Genomic DNA, 20,490 nt, shown 5'->3' with positions numbered 1-20,490 from the left:
GCATGATAATCCAATTGTTAGAACAAATTGAAGTTGCAGGAAGCAATATTTTAGGAGATAAGGCGTATGGATCAGAGCCAATTCGTGAGTGGATTTCTTCCCAAGGTGGGACCTATACAATTCCACCTAGAGAAAATGCCAAAAAGCCATGGAAAGTCGATTGGTGCTTGTACAAAGAACGCCATCTAGTGGAGTGTTTCTTCAACAAAATCAAACACTTCCGTCGTGTCGCTACACGATATGACAATTTGGCAAACTCATTTTAGCGTTTGTTTATGTAGTGGTCATCTTCAAACTAACTCTGTAATAAGTTTTCAGACACGTCTAGTTTGGGATTAACAAGATAGGGAAGCTCAAGGTTTTCATTTGTTAATTTATTTTTAATGTATAATGAAATAAATGAAAAGGCTAACAATAATTGGAGAAGACTTATGCTAAATTATTTGAGTTTAAATGATGTTGAGTTTGAAGAACTTTGTAAAGATATAATGGAGCGCTTATTGGATGTTGAACTTAGATCTTATTCGAGAGGTCGAGACGGCGGAGTAGATTTAAGTGATAAGCCAGAGTTACGAAATATTGTAGTACAAGTAAAGCACTATAGTAAAAGCACGTTTCCCACGTTAAAATCATCTTTAAAAAATGAGATAGAGAAGGTTAGAATAAGTAATCCTAAACAATACTATCTTTGTATCAGTAAGGAATTGACTGAAGGAAATATTCTTCAGATTTTTGAAATGTTTAAGGATTACATGGATTCAACTAAAAATATCGTTACTTTAAGAGAAATAGAATCATTTCTACAGCAGGGAAAAAATCAAGATATTGTAAACAAGCATTTTAAATTGTGGTTGCAATCATCAAATATTCTCTCAGAGATGTTTAATAGAAATTTGTTTATTGATTGTGAGTCTCTTTTTGCAACTATTGAGTATGAAAAAGATATTTATGTACAGACCGAGGCATTTGAGAAAAGTCTAGGTTTTCTTGAACGAAATAGGATTATCATGTTGGTAGGAGCTCCTGGTGTTGGAAAAACTATTACATCAAAAATGATTCTTTTAAAAAAGGTTAGCGAGGGATACAGAGCGAGATACACGACGAATGGAGATTTGTCAGACATAAAGCGATCGCTTAGTGCTGATCCTGATCTAAAAGAAATCATCTTATTGAATGACTGTTTGGGACAATACTATTTTAATATGAAAAATTCCATTGAAAGTGAGCTCGTGGCTCTTATTCAATATGTTCAAATGCATCCGAATAAATTACTTATTCTCAATTCTAGGTTGACAATATTGAATGAAGCAAGAATTCGCTCGGTTGATTTTGATAAGATAAATGATCAAAAAGTGATAAAGAAGTATTTGATTAATATGGATGAGTTGAGTGAACTGGATAAGGCTCGAATTTTATATAATCATTTTTACGCATGCAAATTACCAAGCGAATATTTCGAAAATATTAGACTGGATTATCGTTATCTTAAACTTATAAGACATAAAAATTATACACCTCGAATTATCGAGTATATCACGAGAAAATCTTTCTATTTGGAGTTCGATCCTAACCAGTATTTTTCGAAAATAGTTGAAAAACTAAATTTTCCTGACAGTATTTGGGAAGAAGAATTCGAAAAAAGGCATGATTTTTTAGATCGTCACTTTATGTTTATATTATTTTCCTTAACCGATACGTTTGTTGAGAATAATTTATTAAAGGCAGCTTTTGAAAGCAGAATATCACTTATTAATGGTATAGACACTAGTGCAAAAAATTTTGAGAACGCCATTCGTAGATTGAATGGCTCACTTATCACAATTGTTGAAAGCAACGGAGAAAAGTTGATTACGGTGATAAATCCTTCGGTTAACGATTATATAAATCAAGTCTTCTATTCTAACTTACTTGAATTAAAGGAGATAAGAAAATCAATTGTTTTCTTTGATCAGTTATTCCGATGTTTTCCAGATCAAAATGAATTGAGTCGGGAAATTTCTAAAAGAATCGAAAGCAAAGAAATATTAAACTTATCATTTAGCAATTCTAGAGAGAAAAGTTTTATTATCGGATATTATTGTTGTTATGTAGGTTTCACTGAAAAGACATATCAAGAGCATGTTCATAATTTTATGATTTATCCTGAAGTATCTAATATAGATTCAAAATATGTCTCGCCGCGATTGTCGACCAACTTTTTCATCGAAATATTAAGTAGTCATGAATTCTACACGTTTTATGATTTGGATCAAGTATTCTCTAGTCCACAATTGACCAAAAACTTCCTGAAAAAATTTCCATTAGATGAGTTAAACACAATAATACAGTTTCTGTGGAAAAAATTGCATGATAAGATACTTTTAAATTTAGGAAACATAAAGGACTATGTCAAAATTTTTCAAGAGGCGGCAGAAGATTGTACTCAGGATTATGTAGACGATCTTCAAATGCTAGAAATTATAGATAGTATGGAAATAGATGAAATTATTAACAACAATACTGATGTCTATGCTGAGGGAGAGTTTGAGTTTGATACTAATGGAATTGAAAATGATGCCCATGAGAAAATTAAAGCATACTTGTATGAAATGGTTTTATCCAATTTGAGTGACCTAGAATTTATTGATTTACAGAAAATTGAAATGGTAATTGACGACTGTGATATTGTAAATGTTTCAGGCGATGATATTTTAAATATGCATATTGATGCTAATGATGTAGATTATGATGATGATCAATGGGTTATAGAAAGAGCAAAGATGAAATCTGATACTTCTTATTCAATGAGTAAAGTTGATTCAATTTTTCAACGTCCTATACGAGATATATAACAATGTGCTCAATGAGGTAACTGATCCAAGCACATTGGATTCGTTTTCAGAATAAATGGTTAACTAAAGAGAAATTTTAATAGCAGATTTCTATTCATTTTATGAATTTATTATTACTGAATTAGAGTGTACAAATGAACAATCGAGAAAGAAATACTTTCTTTTCAGATGAATCTGAATACAGCAGAAAATTGAATCAGAAAAAATAGCCGATCAGTTAGATGAATTATACAGACAATTCTATCAGTATAATCCTGTTTGTAATACGGGTACGTATTTTCGCTTTTTTGAGATATTCAGCATTATTTTAGTATTCAATATGCTGTGCTTTCGTCTATAAGATACTGAAAAGGATGGCCTATTAAAATGGAAAAATTAGAAAAAAAACCTGTAAAATCAAAGGACGTAATTTCGGAACTTTATAAAACAATCAGTGAATCCAATGCAGGTGGACAATTTAGGAAAACTGTTTTTCATGTGCACACACCAGAGTCACATGATTTTAAGTTGATAAATGAAGAGACAATGGAATTACTCGGAATTAAACGTGAAAAAGAAATAAAGTCATGGAGAGAGTTTACATCTTCAGAGCTGTTGAAGATTGCTAAACACTACGATTTGATTTTGAACGACGAGTATGAAATTTCTGATTTTAAAAAGTTATTGGAGGTTGATACTTATACTAATGCAGATGAGTTTCTTTCATTTTTAATTTTAGGTCATTGTATTTTAAAACAAGGTATTGAACTTGTTTTAGTATGTGATCACAATACACTTTTAGGACATGCGAAGCTTCAAAAAGCCATTCGAATATTAAGAAGAGAGCGACCAGATTATGAAGTGAGAACTAGAGTTGAGCTTGGTATAGAGATATCTTGTTCTGATAAAAATCATGTTGTTGGCATACTAAACCAAGGAAACCAGAGTCAAATAAGTGCAATGAGAAAGTGGATGAGAGAAAATATTATATCACCCGCCGACGGAACAATAAGGATGACCTATGATGTGTTTGAACATTTTGGTCAGATTGGTGCAATTGGGTATATTGCTCATATTAATAGTTCTGATATATTTAAAGCCAATTTTTTAACAAGAACGTATAAAACACAACTATTCAATTCAAGTTTATTTTCGATTATTGGTGTTACGGACACCAACCAAATTGAAGCTACGAGAAATCGCATTCGTGGAATAACTAAGCGACCTTTTAATTATGTGATCGATAACGATGCTCACACAGTAGAAGAACTTAATGAAAAGTTTTTTTATGTTAAGGGTGATATTATGGATTTTAATGCTATAGACGCAGCGTTAAAAGATTTCGATCTATCAGTATCTTATGAGCATGTAAAAAATCCAAGTAAATTTATCAAGGCACTCTATGTTGAAGGACGTGAATTTTTACGGGGAAAAGATCAGGACAGTATGATTTTAAAATTTTCACCTAACTTCAATTCAATAATCGGAGGGCGTGGTTCCGGTAAAAGTACAATACTAAATATAATTGGCTACGTTACCTCTCAAGTTGTAGATAGCAGAAGCGAATTATCAAAAATATTAAATCAAGGAACCTGTTGTGTGGTTTACCATCATGAAGGGGAAGATTATTATATTTTCTTCTTCTCTAGCTTTAAAGAAAGCAATAAAGAATTTTTGGGAAACTTATTTGGATATCGTAATGATCACTCTCAGTTTGATCGTCAAGAGAATCCAGAAGTTTACGAGAAAGTATTAAGAAAAACCTCGATAAGTGATAGAGTCCAAGTTTTTACTTTTGATGGAAAGATTGCAACTGAAGTAACCAAAACTAAGCAGGTACTAGATAAACTTTATACAAGGAAATTTACAATTAATGAATTAGTTAATATAGCTGGAAATCAATCGTATATGACAAAATTCATTCAAAGTACAATCTATGATTACAAAAAAATCAAGAAAGTTAGAGGGATTAGTACTTTTAAAGATGGTTTTCAAGGCGTGCTTGAAAAATATATGACTATACCCGATATTCTTGAAAAGAGAAAGAAAAATATTGAACAAATATTACTGGATTATAATTGTCAACAAGAGGATAAATTGAAAGTAATTTTTTCCCATAAATCTATGAATGATACTCACTTTGAATGGATTTCAACTTTGGGCGTAAATCATTATGCAAACCAAAGATTTTTTAAGAGATATGCTATAAAACATCAAAATTTATCTGCTTATCTAAATAAATTAACAATTGAAATTGGAGACCCTTTTAAAGTATTAGAGCTTTTCTGGAATAAGGAGTTCGCTATTTTAGAGAAAGCTGCAAACTTAAATACTTACTTTGAAAATAGAACTCAAAAAATTATTGAAAGCAATCGTAAATTTGTTGATAACGTGGATAATAGAATTTCGTTTTTTGAAGAGGTTCGTGATGTTCTATTTGAAGAAACTGGACTAAACTACATGCGAAACTTTCTCAAAAATTACGTAAAAGAGAGTGACTGCTTTGAATTAGAATTCAACATTAATAACCGTGAACATATCAATACTAGCGGCAAAAATTTTAGAAACATCACCGATTTATCAATGGGTCAAAAAGTAGTTGCCATTCTATCATTTGTTCTTACCTTTAGTGAGTTTACAAAAGATGATGCGCCTTTTATTGTAGATCAGCCTGAGGATAATTTGGATAATCCATATATCTATAAAAATTTAGTGAAGGATTTGCGTCAACTGAAATTAAAACGGCAAGTTATTCTTGCTTCACACAATTCAACAATTGTAATGAATAGCGGTTCAGAGCAGGTTATCGTTATGGAATCAGATAACGATAAAGGATGGCCGGCTGTCAATGGATATATGGCTGATAAGAAAATTGTGAGACAGGTAGTGAACATTCTTGAGGGAGGAAATGCAGCCTTTATTGATAAGGTTTATCTATATAGCGCTATTCTTCGGAAAAATGTTAGTACTGAATGGAATGATCCCACGAGGAAAATATACGAGAGTAATTCTTTAGTTGAGCAAATTGTTGAAGTACTTGAAGAAAAGACTGGTAATGCAAATATGAGACAGTTGGAAAAAATACTAAAAGTCATTTCTAATATTGATCCGAACACTGAAAATTGATTACTATTTTTAAACTTTATGTTAGATCAATAATAATAACTACTTTGTCCAGTTTTATATTTGAAATAGACTTAGGGGGGCTTGATTAATTATAAAAAATAGCAAAAATACTGATCTAGCTAATTTTAATTTAGCATTTAAAAAGTAGAACATGAAGTAAGATATAAGAGATTTAGTTTGTTATTTAGATTATACAGATCCAATTAATAAATCAATGAACGGTAGTTATGCAAATGTTTGTGGATTTAATCAAAATAATAGTTATTTGGAGGGGAGAAATTTTTGTGGCTATATTAAAGAACCTGCTCGGTATAGATAATCAAGCAGAACTTGCTAGAGTGGAAGAAAAAACAACTAAAATCAGAGCAAAAGAACTTGTAGAAAATAGGGTAATTGATTCCTTTGAAATAGGTACTTTTAAAGGACTGTCTCAAGTTCACCAATATTTATTTCAAGATATTTATGATTTTGCAGGTAAAACTCGAAATGTTGATATAGCAAAGGGTCAGTTTAGGTTCGCTCCTGTGCTCTATCTTAAACCTGCCTTGGTAGAAATTGAAAAGCTTGATCAAAACAATTACGAACAGATTATTGAAAAATACGTAGAGATGAATATTGCTCATCCTTTTAGAGAAGGAAACGGTCGAGCTACTAGAATATGGCTGGATCAGATATTGAAGAAAGAAATAGGCAAAGTTGTAGACTGGAATGAAGTAGACAAAGACAAATATCTTTCAGCAATGATCATGAGTCCTGTAAATGATCTTCCAATCAAAGAACTGTTGAAACCAGCCTTAACTGACAAAATTGATGATCACGAAACCTTCTTTAAGGGGATTGATGCTAGTTATTACTATGAAGGTTATACTGAATTTAAAACAGAGGATCTATGATATCGGATATCTTGAATGGGGTAACTGAATTAGCCTCTATTAGTAAGTTGAGAAAATAGAAGGTGCTTTAAATCAAAATACTCTGATTAAAGAGTAAGGACGTTTATGGATCAGAAGTATCCAAGTAATAACCAATGGGTGTAAGCAAAGAGTGGTCTGAAAAGCACGACCGAACAACTTTTTCAAATGAAAGTAATACTAATAAACCACCATTATAAGTTGTGTATCAGGCATTATAATGGTGGTTTTTATTTTCAGATGTTCCTAACAAAGAGTTGTGTAAATATCATTCACTTACGATACGCGGAGCCGTATCACAAGTGACCAATGTACTGATTTGTACTGATATCATAGGCTTTTCGGGAGAAAATGCAGGACTAAATGATACGGGTATTATCGTTGATCCGTAAAGAAATTTAGAGCACATAGCCAAATTCATTCGAAGAGTTCTTTAGGATATATAGCTGATTTTTCACTTGCTCCATCAGAGAAAGATAGAATTTTTAAGAATTATGTAAATGATGGTTATTCTAGATACAATGACACAGAAGCTATTGCTTCTAGAATAAAAGATCTAAAATTAGAAGGTGAGATCAATATTTTTTCGGAATTAGATTGTTGTCAAAGTTGTACGAATATAGTATTAGAATTTAGGGGAAAATTTCAAAATATTAAAATAAACATATTCACAAATAATACATTGAAATGAGATACTTTGTTAATGAGAGAATTGCCAACACATGAAGAGATAATAGAAGCTATTAAACTAGATTTAGATGAATATATAAATGTAGATGGATTTACATTTACACAAGCTAGTGCAAAAATTATTGAAGAAGAGTGGCAGAATATAAATAAAAGTAAGACAATAAAATATTCTTACTTGATTATTCTGGCTCTTGAAGGAATAGCTAGAAAAGGATTGCCTGATTTTTTATATGAAAAATTAGATTTTAACTTCGATGATTTGTTTGATCCAGAAAACGTTCAATTTAATCAATTGAAACAGGATTTTGAAGTCTATCTTATCAAAAACAAAGAAGAGTTTGATGTCGTAGAAACTAGTGTAGATGTTAGGTCTAGGATTGATTATATTCTCAATCAAAAACCATAAAAAATTAGAATCAAAAAAGATTCCTAGCTAATTGGATAGACAAGCTATTGAAGTTTCAGTAACGATTAAAAAAATACTTATATATTATTCCTATGAGGCCCAATCATCGATTAAAGACGATTAAACGCATCAGATTATGTTACCAGCGGAATACTAACGATAAATAATTAGATGATAAGTAGGAAAAAAATGATCGAAAGAAGTGCGTAATCATGACGAGAAAAAATAGGAACTACGAACCAATACAGGTATTGACGTTGACCCGCAATTAGTCGATTGGTTTCACAAAGTTATTTAATTAGAGGATATTTATTGGTATGATGGACTTTGATATAAAGTTAAAAGGGAGAATAAAATGAAAAAATTAGTGCTTTTGGGATTATTGGTTTGGGGAGTATTTTTGACAGGGTGTACTAATCAGACAAAGTCTGTCGAAAATAAGACAGAGACGACTACTCAGTCATCAAGTTCTATGTCTCGTGAGGAAATAGCCGAAAAAAGAGAAAAGATTATTGCAGACATTCAGCGGTGTCGAGAAACAATAGTCGACATGGAAAAATTGGCGAATGATACAAAAAATTTGGTTGAACAAGACGACTCGCCTGAAATACAATCAGAGTTAGCAAAGGCAGCTTCTGAAACTCAAAAATCCATTGATCTAGTGAACGACGAAATTAAGAGATTGGAAAAAGAGTTAGAAGAATTACCAAATTAAGAGAGTTCTTAAAGGAGAAATGATCAGTACCTTCTTCTGATATAGTTTGAATCATAGCTAAAAAAAGCAAGACATTTTATGAAAGATTCAGGAGACGAAAGTATTCGTCTCCTTTTTTGTAGAGATCATAACTAGTATCAAAAATACATTGAAAATTCAATTAACGAATATAAGACAAACGGATTGAATGACATTCGCCAAAATAGCTCTATCCCTTTTGCTGAAGAGATAGGATTAGATTGGATTTGGCAAAATCTTGATTTTTCAAGAACAATGAACTTTAACCAGATAAAAGAAACACAAGGCTCAACTGTTTTTAAAGTTGAGCCTTGTGTTTTTTACTTATCGAGAAAAGCATACCGCAAAGAGTCAGAAACTTATCTAGTTTTGGCCTCTTATTTTTAGGTTCTCTGAAAGATCACTTAATTGTGTGCATTTTTAGGCATTTATTCGGAGGATAGCAGAGTAGTGATAGTTCCACACCGTTTGATAGCTGAAAAGACAAATTTACTCTAATGTCTTATTATTTTTCAACTTTGCCTATATAATTATCATTAGGACAGCAAGGGGAAATGGTCATATGAAGAACAATTGGATGGATGCAGTTCACTAGAATAGTTGACATGAATAACCTAGGATAGTGACCTTGCAGACAGTTTTACTATATCGATAGCTGAAGATAGGGTGAAAAATATGAATGATTTAAATAAATATGGACTGTTGAATTCTCTTTTAGGGATTATTAATAATTACGATGAAGATGATTCAAAGGTGATTATAGCGAAGTATTTTTTAAAACACTTTGACAGATTAGATGAAATCAATATTTTTGATGCGGCGGATGAATGCTTTGTGACTAGAACCTCTATCCGCAGATTTGCTAAGTTTATTGGTTTTGATAATTTTCGTCATCTTAAAAAAGATCATGAGCAATACGATTACTATCTTCAATTTGAAGAAAAGAGCAATTACCCAGAGTATTTAGCCAATCAGATCACTCAAATGACAACCCATCTTAGAAATAGAATTGGCGGAGAAGTTGAGGAGGTTGTCGAAGCTATTATTGAGTCTAGAGAGATTGTTTTTCTGGTTTCGGATATTTATGGAGCAAGGTGTTTAGAGTTTCAAAAGGAGATGATTTTTTCCGGTAAGATGGTTCGGATCGTTTCCTATAACTTTTCTGACAGCAAGGTACTCAAGAGGATCGATCCCGACGATTTAGTTATCGTTATCTCAGTATTAGGCAGCTTCATTTATCAAATGAATGATTTGATCAATCAATTAGAGTGTAGAAAAGCCATCATGACCTCTATCGAAGATTCGAACATGTTGAGTAATTTTGATTTGATCCTTCCAATGGGAGAGGTTGGCTCGCCTTCCTCAAAAACAGTCTATCACACCCTAGCCATCGAGTATTATTTGGATGTCGTATATCATGAATATCAAAGGCAAGTAAAAAAGGGGACATAATCTGCCCCTTTTTTTTTGACCACATTTGTTAGACTATAACTGAATTCGAAATTACTATCTGCAGATAGAAGCCACAATAAGGAGGGATTTTTATGTCGGATAAAGAATTAAGTAGAGAAATTTTGTCAAGCTTTGGCGGCGAAACGAACATCTCAGTTGCAACTCATTGTGCTACCAGGCTGCGTCTAACTATCAAAAATGAAGAAAAGGTCAATGAAGCTGACGTAAAGAAAATAAAAGGTGTTTTGGGATTAGTTAAAAATGAAAACGAGTACCAAGTGATTATTGGTACCAATGTAAGCTCTGTGTACTTAGAGTTTAGTAAGTTGGGAGATTTTGGAAGCGTTAACAAGGAAGAGCAAGCTGGTAAAAATACTGAGCAGCAGAAAAAAGAGAAAAAAAATTACTATTTGATTGCTACTGATTTTATTGCCGGAACAGTCTTGCCAACGCTGCCAATTATAGTAGCAGGAGGAATGATGAGTGCCGTTCTGGTGATGTGCAAGACCTTTTTTAATCTATCGACGGACACTGGGACTTATACAGTTTTTAATGCGATTTATTCTGCTGCCTTTACTTTCCTACCGATATTTATTGGCTACAATGCGGCGAAAAAACTTACTATCAATCCAATGCTGGGTTCTTTATTGGGAGCAATATTGGTTTCCCCCGATCTTAACGGAGTAGAAAAATTAGATTTTCTCGGAGTGCCAATAACTACTGCAAATTACGGCAGTACTATTTTACCTGTCATTTTTGGTGTTTTATTTATGGCCGTGATTTACAAGCCTTTAGATAAATATATTCCTAAGGAAATAAAATTTTTCTTTGTTCCATTGTTGACTATGATTATCACTGTTCCAGTAACGTTAATCTGCTTAGCCCCGATCGGAACCTGGCTAGGGCAGTGGATTGGTGCAGGGCTGGTTTGGCTGAATGTCAATCTTGGTTGGCTTTCTGTAGGAGTGATTGGAGCAGTATGTGCCCTTTTAGTGTTTACAGGAACCGGGACAGGATTGTATGCGGCGATCTTTCTTGCCTTTTCCGAAAATGGCTTTGAGAATTTTATTATGCCGGGAATGTTGGCCGGAAACTTGGCAATTGGAGGCGCTGCGATAGCTGCGATGACTTTGCTGAAGGAGAAAGATACAAGAGCAATGGCCTTTTCATCGGGATTAACAGCGGTTTTTGGAATCACAGAGCCGGCTATTTTTGGGGTGTTGATCCCTTACCAAAAGCCGTTTATAAGTGCTGCTATTGGTGGCGGTATTGGCGGTCTATTTGCTGGATTTACCCATGTCGCGGAATATGCTTTTGTTTCGCCCGGTGTAGCAAGCATTGTTGCTTTTATTAATCCGGATGGGACTCACACAAATCTGATTATGGCTGTTGGAACCATGCTGCTAGCTTTTGTCAGTGCCTTTATTGCAACGAGAATTATAGGAATCAAAGAAAGAGTGGAGGAATAATATGAAGACAAATAACTATGTATTTCCAAAAGGGTTCTTATGGGGAGGAGCTACCGCTGCGACGCAGTGTGAAGGCGCTTGGGATAAAGATGGAAAGGGTGCCTCAGTACTTGATCATTGTACTAATGGCGATCGTGAACATCCCCGTAAAGTAACTGATTCGATCGATCCAGAACAGCATTTTTATCCAAGTCATAAAGGCTGTATGCAGTATGATCGTTTTGAAGAAGACATTGAATTATTCGCGGAAATGGGCTTTAAAACCTATCGCTTATCAATTAACTGGTCACGCATTTTCCCGAATGGGGATGATGAAAAACCAAATCAAGTGGGATTGGATTACTATAGAAGATTATTTGAAAAATGCCGTTCACATAATATTGAACCTACTGTCACAATGACTCACTATGATATTCCATGGAATATCTGTGTTAAATATGGCGGCTGGGCGAATCGAGAAGTCATTGACTTATTTTTAAGATACGCTGAAACAATTTTGACGGAATACAAGGGATTGGTTACTCGCTGGCTGACACATAATGAAATCAACTTTGGAACTATTTCATACGGAGAATTAATTACCTCCGGAATCTTACCGAAACATAGACAAATCGTTATGCATGATGCCGATGCAACTGCAGAAGATATCAACAAGCGTTTTCAAGCACTTCATCATGAATTTGTTGCCAGTGCGAAGGTTGTTCAACTAGCCCATGAAATTGATTCGAATAATGAAGTAGGTTGCATGATGTGCGGCTTTGCCTTTTATCCATTGTCATGTAAGCCTGGAGATGTAGCGGCTGCTCAACGAGATATGGAAATTTGGAATTATTACTGTATGGATGTCATGTGTAAAGGCAAGTATCCCTATTGGGCGAATCGATATTGGAAAGAAAATGACATCAATCTTTCTATTCCTGAAGAGGACTACAGAGTCTTAGAAAATGGAACGGTTGATTTCATCAGCTTTAGTTACTATCGCACAGATTGTTCAACCGATGAGTTGGAGAAGCATGAAGGATCAACTGATTTTGGCATGCAAAATCCATTATTGGAAGCGACAGAATGGGGATGGACAATTGATCCGCAAGGGTTGAGATGGTTGCTCAATGAGTATTATGCTCGCTATGAAAAGCCTTTGATGATTGTTGAAAATGGAATAGGTGCTTATGAGACTATGGAAGAGGATGGGGCGATTCATGATACACATCGAATTGAGTACATGAGAGAACACTTCAAGGCTATGGCTCAAGCAATTGAAGATGGCGTTGATTTGATAGGCTATGCCTGCTGGAGTGCAATTGATATTGTATCAGCTGGGACTGGAGAATTTAAAAAGCGATATGGCCTGATCTATGTAGATGCGGATGATTTGGGGAATGGGACTTACGATCGATATAAGAAAGATTCATTCTTTTGGTATAAAAAGGTTATCGCATGTAATGGTGAAAAATTAGACTAATTTATTTTGCCATGGACCGCTCTTTTTATTCGAAGGATATGCGAAACTATATTTACTGAGCCTGCGGGTGAACAAACGAGATGCAAATTGATTGCGTCCCGTTTGTTTTGCTTGTAAAGCAACTATTTTTTGACCACTTAAACCTGCGTAAAAGCTGTTCCACTTTATGGACTCAGGTCCATAACTTGGCGCTCATATTGCTTTTAAGGCTGAAAGCATTTACATTTACAGCAGTAAAAGGGAAGGGAGAAACAAGATGTTTTGGAATAAAAAAAGGGAGATTTATGCACCTGTTGAAGGAAGATTCGTTGATTTAACAGAGGTAGAGGATGAAGTATTCTCAAGTGGCATGATGGGACAGGGCTGTGGGATCATACCGACAGGAGGAACGATTGTAGCTCCCGTCGATGCAGAGATCATCAGTGCAAGTCCAAACATGCGACATGCCATGGGTTTGCGTTTAAAGAATGGCTGCGAGCTATTGATTCATGTGGGAATCGATACGGTTTCATTGAAAAATCAGGGCTTTTCTACTTTAGTGAGTGAGGGAGACCAGGTGAAGAAGGGGACGGAGTTACTGAAGTTTGATCCACAAATAATAAAAGAGGCAGGACTAAAGGATACTGTCATGGTAATCGTGACGAATACAAAAAGCTTTTCATTAGAAGTTGGTACGGAAGCAAAGGAGCTGATTGCTGGAGAATCGGTGATAATGACTATTAAATAAGCTTGGATATTGGCCATTATATAAGCTGATAAGAAAGAAGCAGGTGTTTGTTGTATCAAAAGAATACCAGTGGACTTTATTCCTTTTTTTTAAATGGATAGATCCAAAAAGTCAACAGCGGGAAACTCTGTTGGCTTTTTGTTATTTTTATTTTTTGAAAATCTGAATGTAGTTTGTCTTGGCTTTTATAGCAGTAAAAATAAAGTAAAAAAAGAGCAATAGAAAGGAAAAAAAGTGTTCTTTTTGAACGTATTTTTGCAGCAGTATCAATCTCTTGAAAGATTATTAGCCTGGCTATATACTCCCACCAAAGGAGGAATAGACATGTTTAAAATGATAAAAAGACTAGGGAAATTATTTTTTGTCGGGATGCTATTGCTGCCCTTCATTTTTTCTGCTTTTTCGGAGAATCAAGCGGCGGCGGATGAAACAATGGACCTGACCTTTAAACCACAACCCGCCAGAGTCGGCGATCAGGGTGATTTGACGATTTCAGCCAGCAATCCTGAACAGGTTACAGTCGAAATCACACCTAACACTGGTCTAAGTTTGACAAAAGAAAAATCAACTGAGGATATTGCAGTCTATAAATATAAAGCAAACAAAGCGGGAAAATATACGATAACCGCTAATAGAACTTTTGAGAATCAAATTTTAGAAAGTAAATCGATGACTGTGAATATTTTGGAGGCGACCGCAACTAGCAGCACGCAGCCGATCGTAAGTTCAACTATTTCTGGAGCAGCAGATTCTGCAGATATACAAGCTTCGAGTACGAGGGATAGCCAAACTCAAAAAAGAACTAGTGATTCATCGAGCGCTGAAGGTTTCTCAAAGCAAGCACCTAGTGGAAATGAAAAGATCGGTGCAGCTAGAGGGGCAACGTTACATCAGCTCTCTGAAAGTGATGCAGCTAAGCTTGGAAATCTTTGGGACTATAATGCCTATTTAACAGGACAGCATTCTGCCAATATGGCTGATACTGAAGGAGCTATAGCAGTTAAAGGGGATAGTCTCTTTCCAGATGACCTGCAAACATTTACCTATGGTGCTTCTTTTCGGGAAAACAATACAACCATCGGAGAGCCAATCAGAGAGGACCAATATGTGAATGTTTTGATTGGAGGAAAGATCGATAATCGTGCCACCAGTGAATGGGTGAAACCGGTTGTTGAAAACCGAACAACGAATGGCAAGACACAAGGCTGGCTAGTGGGCCGCTCCAATATGACTGATTGGATTTATAAGAACTTAGGAGAGTGGTTTTCTGCTGTTGCGTATAAAGCAGACGACAGTGTGATTGATAGCACTTTCGCTCGATTGCAGTCGCAGGAAAATCAAATGGTAACTAAGTTAGAGGAGCTTACCACACATCTTGGCAAGACTGTTTACGAAGGCTCTGGAATCAAGTTGATCGCCTCAGCTTTAGATCCGCAGGTTCTTATCTTGAAGCTGACCGATGAGAAGACCCCATTAGAGCTCAAGACCTTGTCTATCCCGGAGGAATACTTAAAGGGGGAACAGTACAAACAAATCATTGTGGACTCTGCGGCAGAAAAAGTCGTAATGAACGGTACTAGTTTGGCAGGAGCGAGTCAGCAGGACGCAGGAACCTATAGTCAGTTAGCCAGCAAGGTATCTTTTTACTTTCCCAATGCTAAAAGTATTACAAATTATCTAGAGGATGACGGTACATATCCTGATACAACGAAGTCCGGGATAAGCGACAGCGGAGCAGACAACTATGGAAAAGACAATGGAAAAAATTATTACCACAGCTTTACGATAGGGAGTATCATCGCGCCGAATGCTACAGTGGTGTATCATTCCGGCAGTATCAATGGGTATGTATTTGTTAAGAATCTTCATCAACGAGATGGAATGGAAATTCATAACTTTTACAATCCTTGGCTGCCGGAAATCGAGCAGGAGAAAGAAGGAGCAGTCAGTTTACATAAGCGAGACAGTGAAACGAACGGGCCGCTTGCGGGAGCTGAGTTTGGTATCAGAAAAAAAGCTGCATCAAAGTTCATTGATGTTCAATTAACTGGAGCAGATGGGAATCTTTCGTTCAGCGGGTTGGATTATGGGGAATATGAGATCGTCGAGACAAAGGCACCAGCAGGATACGAACTATCTCCAACAGTTCATAAGGTTACGATTGATGAAAATACTCCTGAAGTCACCCTAGAAGCCGAGGATACAAAAAGTGAAGTTGCTGCGGCTGGGATTGAAGTTCATAAAACGGATGGAACAAACCATGAAGAGTTATCGGGAGCAGTCTTTGGACTTAGAGGCTTGCGGCAGCATGAATTTATTAAAGAAACTACAGACGAAGATGGCAGAGCTGATTTCAATAAATTAACTCCCGGCTATTATGAGCTTGTTGAATTGACTTCCCCTGATGGCTATCAAATTGATGGACAGCCGCACATCATCTATGTTGGAAATCATGAAAAGAAAGAGTCAATTGAACTAACCAATGAGCCAAAGAAAGAAAAAAGTGGCAGTATCCAACTAACAAAAATTGATGCATCAACAGGCGAGCCGTTAACAGGTGTAGAGTTTGGTGTCAGAGAATTTGGTCAGCGAGAATTTATAAAGAAGAAAACGGATGAGCAGGGGATCGTTACATTTACTGATTTGAAGCCGGGTGCTTATTATACCGTAGCGGAACTAACGACTTTAGCTGGCTATGAATTGACACCGCGGCCGCTGGTAGTGAAAATCAGTGAGGGTGGTCAAGACTTAAATATTGGCAATTGGACGAATCAAAAAACGGAGATCACGAAAAAGGGAAGCCTGAAAATTGAAAAGACTGACAAAAATACAGGATTGCCTTTGAGCGGAGCAACATTCGGTATTCGAGCGCTAGGCCAAAAGGAGTATTTAGAAAAGATCACAAATAATCAGGGGGAAATTCGTTTTGATGATCTGGCTCAAGGGATTTATGAAGTCAGAGAGCTGAAAGCTCCAGACGGATACAGCACCACAAATTTAGTGAAAAAAATCAACGTTGGCTATAATGAACAAGCCCCCATAGTGATTTCGAAATGGGAAAACAAAAAGACAGAGGAACAATTAGGCAGCGCAAAAATTATTAAGGTTGACGAGGATGGGACGCCTCTGGCCGGAGCTGAGTTTGCTATTCGTAATGATCACGAACGAGAATTCAGACAAAAAGCTGGAACAAATGAAAGCGGTGAAGCCTATTTCAATAACTTGCCATTAGGAAAATATGAGGTGATTGAAATCAAGGCCCCAGCTGGTTATCAGCTTGATGGAGCTATTCATCATGTATTTGTAACCAATGATCAAACGGATAAGAATAGTCTCACGATAAAGAATTATAAAAAGAAGAGTGATTTGGGACAAGTTTCTCTAGAAAAGCGAGACAAGGATACTGGGAAAGTTTTGGCTGGAGTAGTCTTTACTCTAGAAAAAAGAGATGGAACAGTAGTGGATACCTATAAAACAGATAAATTTGGACGGATCTTTGTAAAGGATCTAGCGTTTGGTACGTATCAATTTGTTGAAAAGAAGAGTCTAAATGGCTATGAATTAGACCGAACACCAGTCGTATTTACGATCAATAAGGAGAACCACTCACAGCTTTTGATGTTGAATATGGTAAATAAGAAGGTCTCAGGTACTCAGGTATCAAACAATAAGGATAGAAATCAAGGCTATGCTAATAAAAGAGGCGATGAATCTAAATCTAAGATTCACAGCAAAACAGCCTATCCTAAAACAAATGATGAGCCTGAACCTCTAATAATGATGGCTGGTATAGGTTTATTGTTTTCTGCTAGCTACCTATTCTATAGACAAAAAGAAAGGAAACAAAGACGCTAATCTCGAAATAACCAAGAAATAAATAAAAGGAGACTGCGGCACCAGTATATGCCACAGACTCCTTTTTACTTATCATTTTGACAAACAAGGAATGTTTATTCTGATATGATTTTTCGCTACGATTCATTTGGTTCTTTTCTTCTCTATGATAAAAAAGTAGCCTCAACTCGTTCAAAGAATTATACTTTAGACGAAGGAGTTTTTATTAATGATAGAAAAAAATGAAATGCCGCTAATTTTTTCTCATGTGGCAGCACAAGGAAAACCGCGACATATGAAAGCTGAGATAGCAGGCTGTCCATTTTGTGATTACGCGGAAAAAGAGAATATTCTGGCTAAAGAGGGAGAGTTTCTCTGGATCAAAAACAAATATCCCACCTTAAACGATACTTCGCAAACCTTGATTATTGAAAGCAAGGCTCATAACAGCGATATTTCTACCTATACAAAAGAAGAAAATCGCCATCTGATTCAGTTTGCGTTAAAATGCTGGAAGCAGATGAAAAACGATTCGCGTTATCAATCTGTCTTGTTTTATAAAAATCATGGACCATTATCAGGAGGCTCTTTAAAGCACCCGCATATGCAGATCGTGGGATTAGAAAATCTGGATGGAGAGAGCCAGATTCAGAAGGAAACGTTTGAGGGCGTTCTCGTGCTAGAGTATAAAAATATTTCAGTTACTCTATCTAAGTATCCAACAATGGGCTTTTTAGAGATCAATCTGCTTGCTGAACGGGATGAAAATACGGAGCTATTCGCAGATTATTTGCAGCAGCTTGTTTGTTACGTTTTACAGCGCTATTTTCAAGGACGCTGCGATAGCTTTAATCTCTTTTTCTTTGAAAGAGAGGGAAAGCTGATCGCAAAGGTAGTACCAAGATTTATTGATTCGCCTTACTTTGTGGGCTACCGCCTGTCGCAAACCTTTAGTGATGATCATTTAAGCAAGCTTGGAGGAGAGTTAAAAGCATTTTTGACTTTAAACGAGACTGAAAAGAATCCTATGAATTAAGCGTTTTGATTTTTATTTATAAAAGAAAGTCCTAAAAGCAGCAATCAAATCTAGTCTGATTGCTGCTTGCTTTATATAGAAAATAAATGTATCTGTGCAATCATTAAGAATTTGTTTGAACTATTCTGAGTTAAGCTTTAGCTGCGATGTTATCTTAATGTTTAGTAATTTGACCAACTTCAATACTAGATCACAAAGCTTCAGTTTAAATTGTCGATTTTGGTGAAGGATTTCCTAAAAAAAGTGCAGTCAGTCCTGACTACACTTTGATCGTTCAATCTTTTCTTATTTTTGACACATGCTTACTGCGGCCACCTATTTTCGCTGCGAACTGGTCCGACTCTTGTTTATTTTGGAATAACCAAAGCTTCTCAGGGTCTTTTTCACGGGTGCGCTGACCTTCTTTACCAATGTAACCATGTAGGACTTTGACAACATACATAAGATCACCTGCTTTTTTTATTTTAGCTTCATAGTATACAGGGTAAAAAAATGAAAGCAATTTATCTGCCTAATAATTAAGGAAAACTTCATCAGAGACAGCTCATTTGGCTTGCTTAGCAGACCTGTTTTAAGTGATACTTTAACTAAACGAATCAAGATCACTGGAGGTGAAAGCACTTGATGGAAAAAGTCTTTGTACTAGCACCAGATTCCTTTAAAGAAAGTATGAGTGCAAAAAAAGCTTGCGAGGCAATGGAACGCGGGATTCGAAAAGTATTGCCTAAGGCAGAAATACATCATGTCCCAATGGCGGATGGAGGGGAAGGGACGGTTGATGCATTAGTTGACGGCAGTGCCACCAATGATGGCGGTGCTGGTATGGCACAGGCATTAGGTATTCGCTTACTGGATAAGGAAAATAACGAACTTCCTGTTGGCGGCGGCGCATTGTCGAAATTAGCAAAAATTGATGTAACGACGATCGATCCGCGCATCGCGGATACTGAAATTATTATTGCTAGTGACGTAACGAATCCGTTGACTGGACCGAATGGAGCATCTGTAGTTTTCGCTCCGCAGAAAGGAGCAACAGCTGGCCTTGTCGAAAAACTAGAGGAAAATCTTGTTCATTATGCGCAGGTTATAAAAAAGGAGTTAGGCATAGATATCAAGAATCATCCTGGTGCTGGGGCAGCTGGTGGATTAGGAGCAGGTCTTTTGGTCTTTACTGGGGCAAAGATGCGATCGGGGATTGAGTTAGTAATCGAGTTGACACATTTGGAGGAAATGATTGTTAAAGCCGACTATGTTTTTACAGGCGAGGGCAGTATAGACTATCAAACGAAATTTGGCAAAGCACCTTATGGAGTTGCGAAGCTGGCGGAAAAACATCAAAAGCCGGTTTTTGCTTGCGCTGGTCACATGGGTGAACATGTCGAGACACTATACGAAGAAGGAATGACTGCGATTTTTAGTATCTTATCCAAGCCTAGTTCATTGGAGGACGCCTTAAAAAAGGGCGAAGAAAATTTAGAGCAGCTAGTTGAAAATATTGTACGTGTACTGTGTATAAAGTAAAAATACATAGCAAGAACGAGGCATTCTCAGAAGGAGAGTGTCTTTTTTTTTATGAAAAAAAGTAGTCGAATAATTTTAATCCTTTAGCTAGCTAGATATGTTGGGTGATTTAGGAGAAATAGGGATATTTCTATCAGTTAAAATTCTTTTTTTCTTGCCAGCAAGCTTCTATTCGCCAATTTCCTTGTTAAGTAGGAGGGCTTTTCTGTTATTTTTTTGTAATCTGCCGATCATTTACCGTTGATATAGATTGTTTTTCTTATGAGGTTTATATAGATATAACTCAGAATAATAAGTAAGGGTGAAAAATAAT

16 protein-coding genes are annotated in these 20,490 nt (G+C 35.9%); 15 read left to right on the top strand and 1 reads right to left on the bottom strand.

Going from position 1 to position 20,490, the window contains the following annotated elements:
- Positions 1-2 precede the first annotated feature (2 nt).
- The 14 genes from IGI67_RS09755 (at position 3) to IGI67_RS09690 (ending at position 18,656) form a co-directional block, all read left to right on the top strand.
- Positions 3-266, top strand: coding sequence for a transposase (locus IGI67_RS09755; protein WP_429957573.1), 264 nt, complete (start codon positions 3-5; stop codon positions 264-266).
- A gap of 165 nt (positions 267-431) precedes the next feature.
- Positions 432-2,831 carry a restriction endonuclease gene (locus IGI67_RS09750; protein WP_429957572.1) on the top strand — a complete coding sequence of 800 codons (2,400 nt, stop codon included), beginning with the start codon at positions 432-434 and terminating at the stop codon, positions 2,829-2,831.
- Between the two features lie 366 nt (positions 2,832-3,197).
- Positions 3,198-5,936, top strand: coding sequence for a Spaf_1101 family AAA-like ATPase (locus tag IGI67_RS09745; RefSeq protein WP_429957571.1), 2,739 nt, complete (start codon positions 3,198-3,200; stop codon positions 5,934-5,936).
- Between the two features lie 233 nt (positions 5,937-6,169).
- Complete coding sequence (gene fic, locus IGI67_RS09740) at positions 6,170-6,829, top strand: protein adenylyltransferase Fic (RefSeq protein ID WP_429957570.1); 660 nt, start codon at positions 6,170-6,172, stop codon at positions 6,827-6,829.
- A 433-nt stretch (positions 6,830-7,262) separates the two neighbouring features.
- Positions 7,263-7,538, top strand: coding sequence for a deaminase domain-containing protein (locus IGI67_RS09735; protein ID WP_429958627.1), 276 nt, complete (start codon positions 7,263-7,265; stop codon positions 7,536-7,538).
- A gap of 12 nt (positions 7,539-7,550) precedes the next feature.
- The gene (locus IGI67_RS09730; RefSeq protein WP_429957569.1) at positions 7,551-7,943 is read left to right on the top strand and encodes a hypothetical protein; all 393 of its coding nucleotides are present in this window, start codon (positions 7,551-7,553) and stop codon (positions 7,941-7,943) included.
- 355 nt (positions 7,944-8,298) lie between these two features.
- Positions 8,299-8,658 carry a hypothetical protein gene (locus IGI67_RS09725; protein ID WP_429957568.1) on the top strand — a complete coding sequence of 120 codons (360 nt, stop codon included), beginning with the start codon at positions 8,299-8,301 and terminating at the stop codon, positions 8,656-8,658.
- A gap of 183 nt (positions 8,659-8,841) precedes the next feature.
- Complete coding sequence (locus IGI67_RS09720) at positions 8,842-9,063, top strand: hypothetical protein (RefSeq protein ID WP_429957567.1); 222 nt, start codon at positions 8,842-8,844, stop codon at positions 9,061-9,063.
- Positions 9,064-9,351: 288 nt separating this feature from the next.
- The gene (locus IGI67_RS09715) at positions 9,352-10,128 is read left to right on the top strand and encodes a MurR/RpiR family transcriptional regulator (protein ID WP_429957566.1); all 777 of its coding nucleotides are present in this window, start codon (positions 9,352-9,354) and stop codon (positions 10,126-10,128) included.
- Between the two features lie 92 nt (positions 10,129-10,220).
- Positions 10,221-11,597, top strand: a complete 1,377-nt coding sequence (locus tag IGI67_RS09710; protein ID WP_429957565.1) for a PTS transporter subunit EIIC — start codon at positions 10,221-10,223, stop codon at positions 11,595-11,597.
- Position 11,598: 1 nt separating this feature from the next.
- A complete protein-coding gene (locus IGI67_RS09705) occupies positions 11,599-13,059 on the top strand; it encodes a glycoside hydrolase family 1 protein (protein ID WP_429957564.1) in 1,461 nt (486 codons plus the stop codon).
- Positions 13,060-13,315: 256 nt separating this feature from the next.
- Positions 13,316-13,786 carry a PTS sugar transporter subunit IIA gene (locus tag IGI67_RS09700; protein ID WP_429957563.1) on the top strand — a complete coding sequence of 157 codons (471 nt, stop codon included), beginning with the start codon at positions 13,316-13,318 and terminating at the stop codon, positions 13,784-13,786.
- 324 nt (positions 13,787-14,110) lie between these two features.
- A complete protein-coding gene (locus IGI67_RS09695; RefSeq protein ID WP_429957562.1) occupies positions 14,111-17,641 on the top strand; it encodes a SpaA isopeptide-forming pilin-related protein in 3,531 nt (1,176 codons plus the stop codon).
- Positions 17,642-17,849: 208 nt separating this feature from the next.
- On the top strand, positions 17,850-18,656 hold the full coding sequence (locus IGI67_RS09690) for a DUF4931 domain-containing protein (RefSeq protein WP_429957561.1): 807 nt from the start codon (positions 17,850-17,852) through the stop codon (positions 18,654-18,656).
- A 274-nt stretch (positions 18,657-18,930) separates the two neighbouring features.
- Here the strand turns inward: IGI67_RS09690 and IGI67_RS09685 are convergent, their stop codons facing one another.
- Positions 18,931-19,098: a hypothetical protein gene (locus tag IGI67_RS09685; RefSeq protein WP_207108639.1), complete on the bottom strand. Its 168-nt coding sequence runs from the start codon at positions 19,096-19,098 to the stop codon at positions 18,931-18,933.
- Positions 19,099-19,280: 182 nt separating this feature from the next.
- Between IGI67_RS09685 and IGI67_RS09680 the strand changes: the two genes are divergently transcribed.
- Positions 19,281-20,177, top strand: coding sequence for a glycerate kinase family protein (locus IGI67_RS09680; protein WP_429958626.1), 897 nt, complete (start codon positions 19,281-19,283; stop codon positions 20,175-20,177).
- Positions 20,178-20,490: the final 313 nt, after the last annotated feature.

Origin of the sequence: Enterococcus sp. AZ196, assembly GCF_050498845.1 — a bacterium.
In the GTDB taxonomy this organism is placed as follows: domain Bacteria; phylum Bacillota; class Bacilli; order Lactobacillales; family Enterococcaceae; genus Enterococcus_A; species Enterococcus_A murrayae.
Note: the sequence above shows the minus strand (reverse complement) of the source record. Positions and strands in the feature narration are given on the sequence as shown.

What these genes read in the sequence shown, in the direction of transcription:
- IGI67_RS09705 (WP_429957564.1), top strand. Translation starts at nt 11,599, where the DNA reads ATGAAGACAAATAACTATGTATTTCCAAAAGGGTTCTTATGGGGAGGA.
- IGI67_RS09715 (WP_429957566.1), top strand. Translation starts at nt 9,352, where the DNA reads ATGAATGATTTAAATAAATATGGACTGTTGAATTCTCTTTTAGGGATT.
- IGI67_RS09710 (WP_429957565.1), top strand. Translation starts at nt 10,221, where the DNA reads ATGTCGGATAAAGAATTAAGTAGAGAAATTTTGTCAAGCTTTGGCGGC.
- IGI67_RS09680 (WP_429958626.1), top strand. Translation starts at nt 19,281, where the DNA reads ATGGAAAAAGTCTTTGTACTAGCACCAGATTCCTTTAAAGAAAGTATG.
- IGI67_RS09685 (WP_207108639.1), bottom strand. Translation starts at nt 19,098, where the DNA reads ATGTATGTTGTCAAAGTCCTACATGGTTACATTGGTAAAGAAGGTCAG.
- IGI67_RS09725 (WP_429957568.1), top strand. Translation starts at nt 8,299, where the DNA reads ATGAAAAAATTAGTGCTTTTGGGATTATTGGTTTGGGGAGTATTTTTG.
- IGI67_RS09690 (WP_429957561.1), top strand. Translation starts at nt 17,850, where the DNA reads ATGATAGAAAAAAATGAAATGCCGCTAATTTTTTCTCATGTGGCAGCA.
- IGI67_RS09730 (WP_429957569.1), top strand. Translation starts at nt 7,551, where the DNA reads ATGAGAGAATTGCCAACACATGAAGAGATAATAGAAGCTATTAAACTA.
- IGI67_RS09745 (WP_429957571.1), top strand. Translation starts at nt 3,198, where the DNA reads ATGGAAAAATTAGAAAAAAAACCTGTAAAATCAAAGGACGTAATTTCG.
- IGI67_RS09695 (WP_429957562.1), top strand. Translation starts at nt 14,111, where the DNA reads ATGTTTAAAATGATAAAAAGACTAGGGAAATTATTTTTTGTCGGGATG.
- IGI67_RS09755 (WP_429957573.1), top strand. Translation starts at nt 3, where the DNA reads ATGATAATCCAATTGTTAGAACAAATTGAAGTTGCAGGAAGCAATATT.
- IGI67_RS09700 (WP_429957563.1), top strand. Translation starts at nt 13,316, where the DNA reads ATGTTTTGGAATAAAAAAAGGGAGATTTATGCACCTGTTGAAGGAAGA.
- IGI67_RS09750 (WP_429957572.1), top strand. Translation starts at nt 432, where the DNA reads ATGCTAAATTATTTGAGTTTAAATGATGTTGAGTTTGAAGAACTTTGT.
- fic (WP_429957570.1), top strand. Translation starts at nt 6,170, where the DNA reads ATGTTTGTGGATTTAATCAAAATAATAGTTATTTGGAGGGGAGAAATT.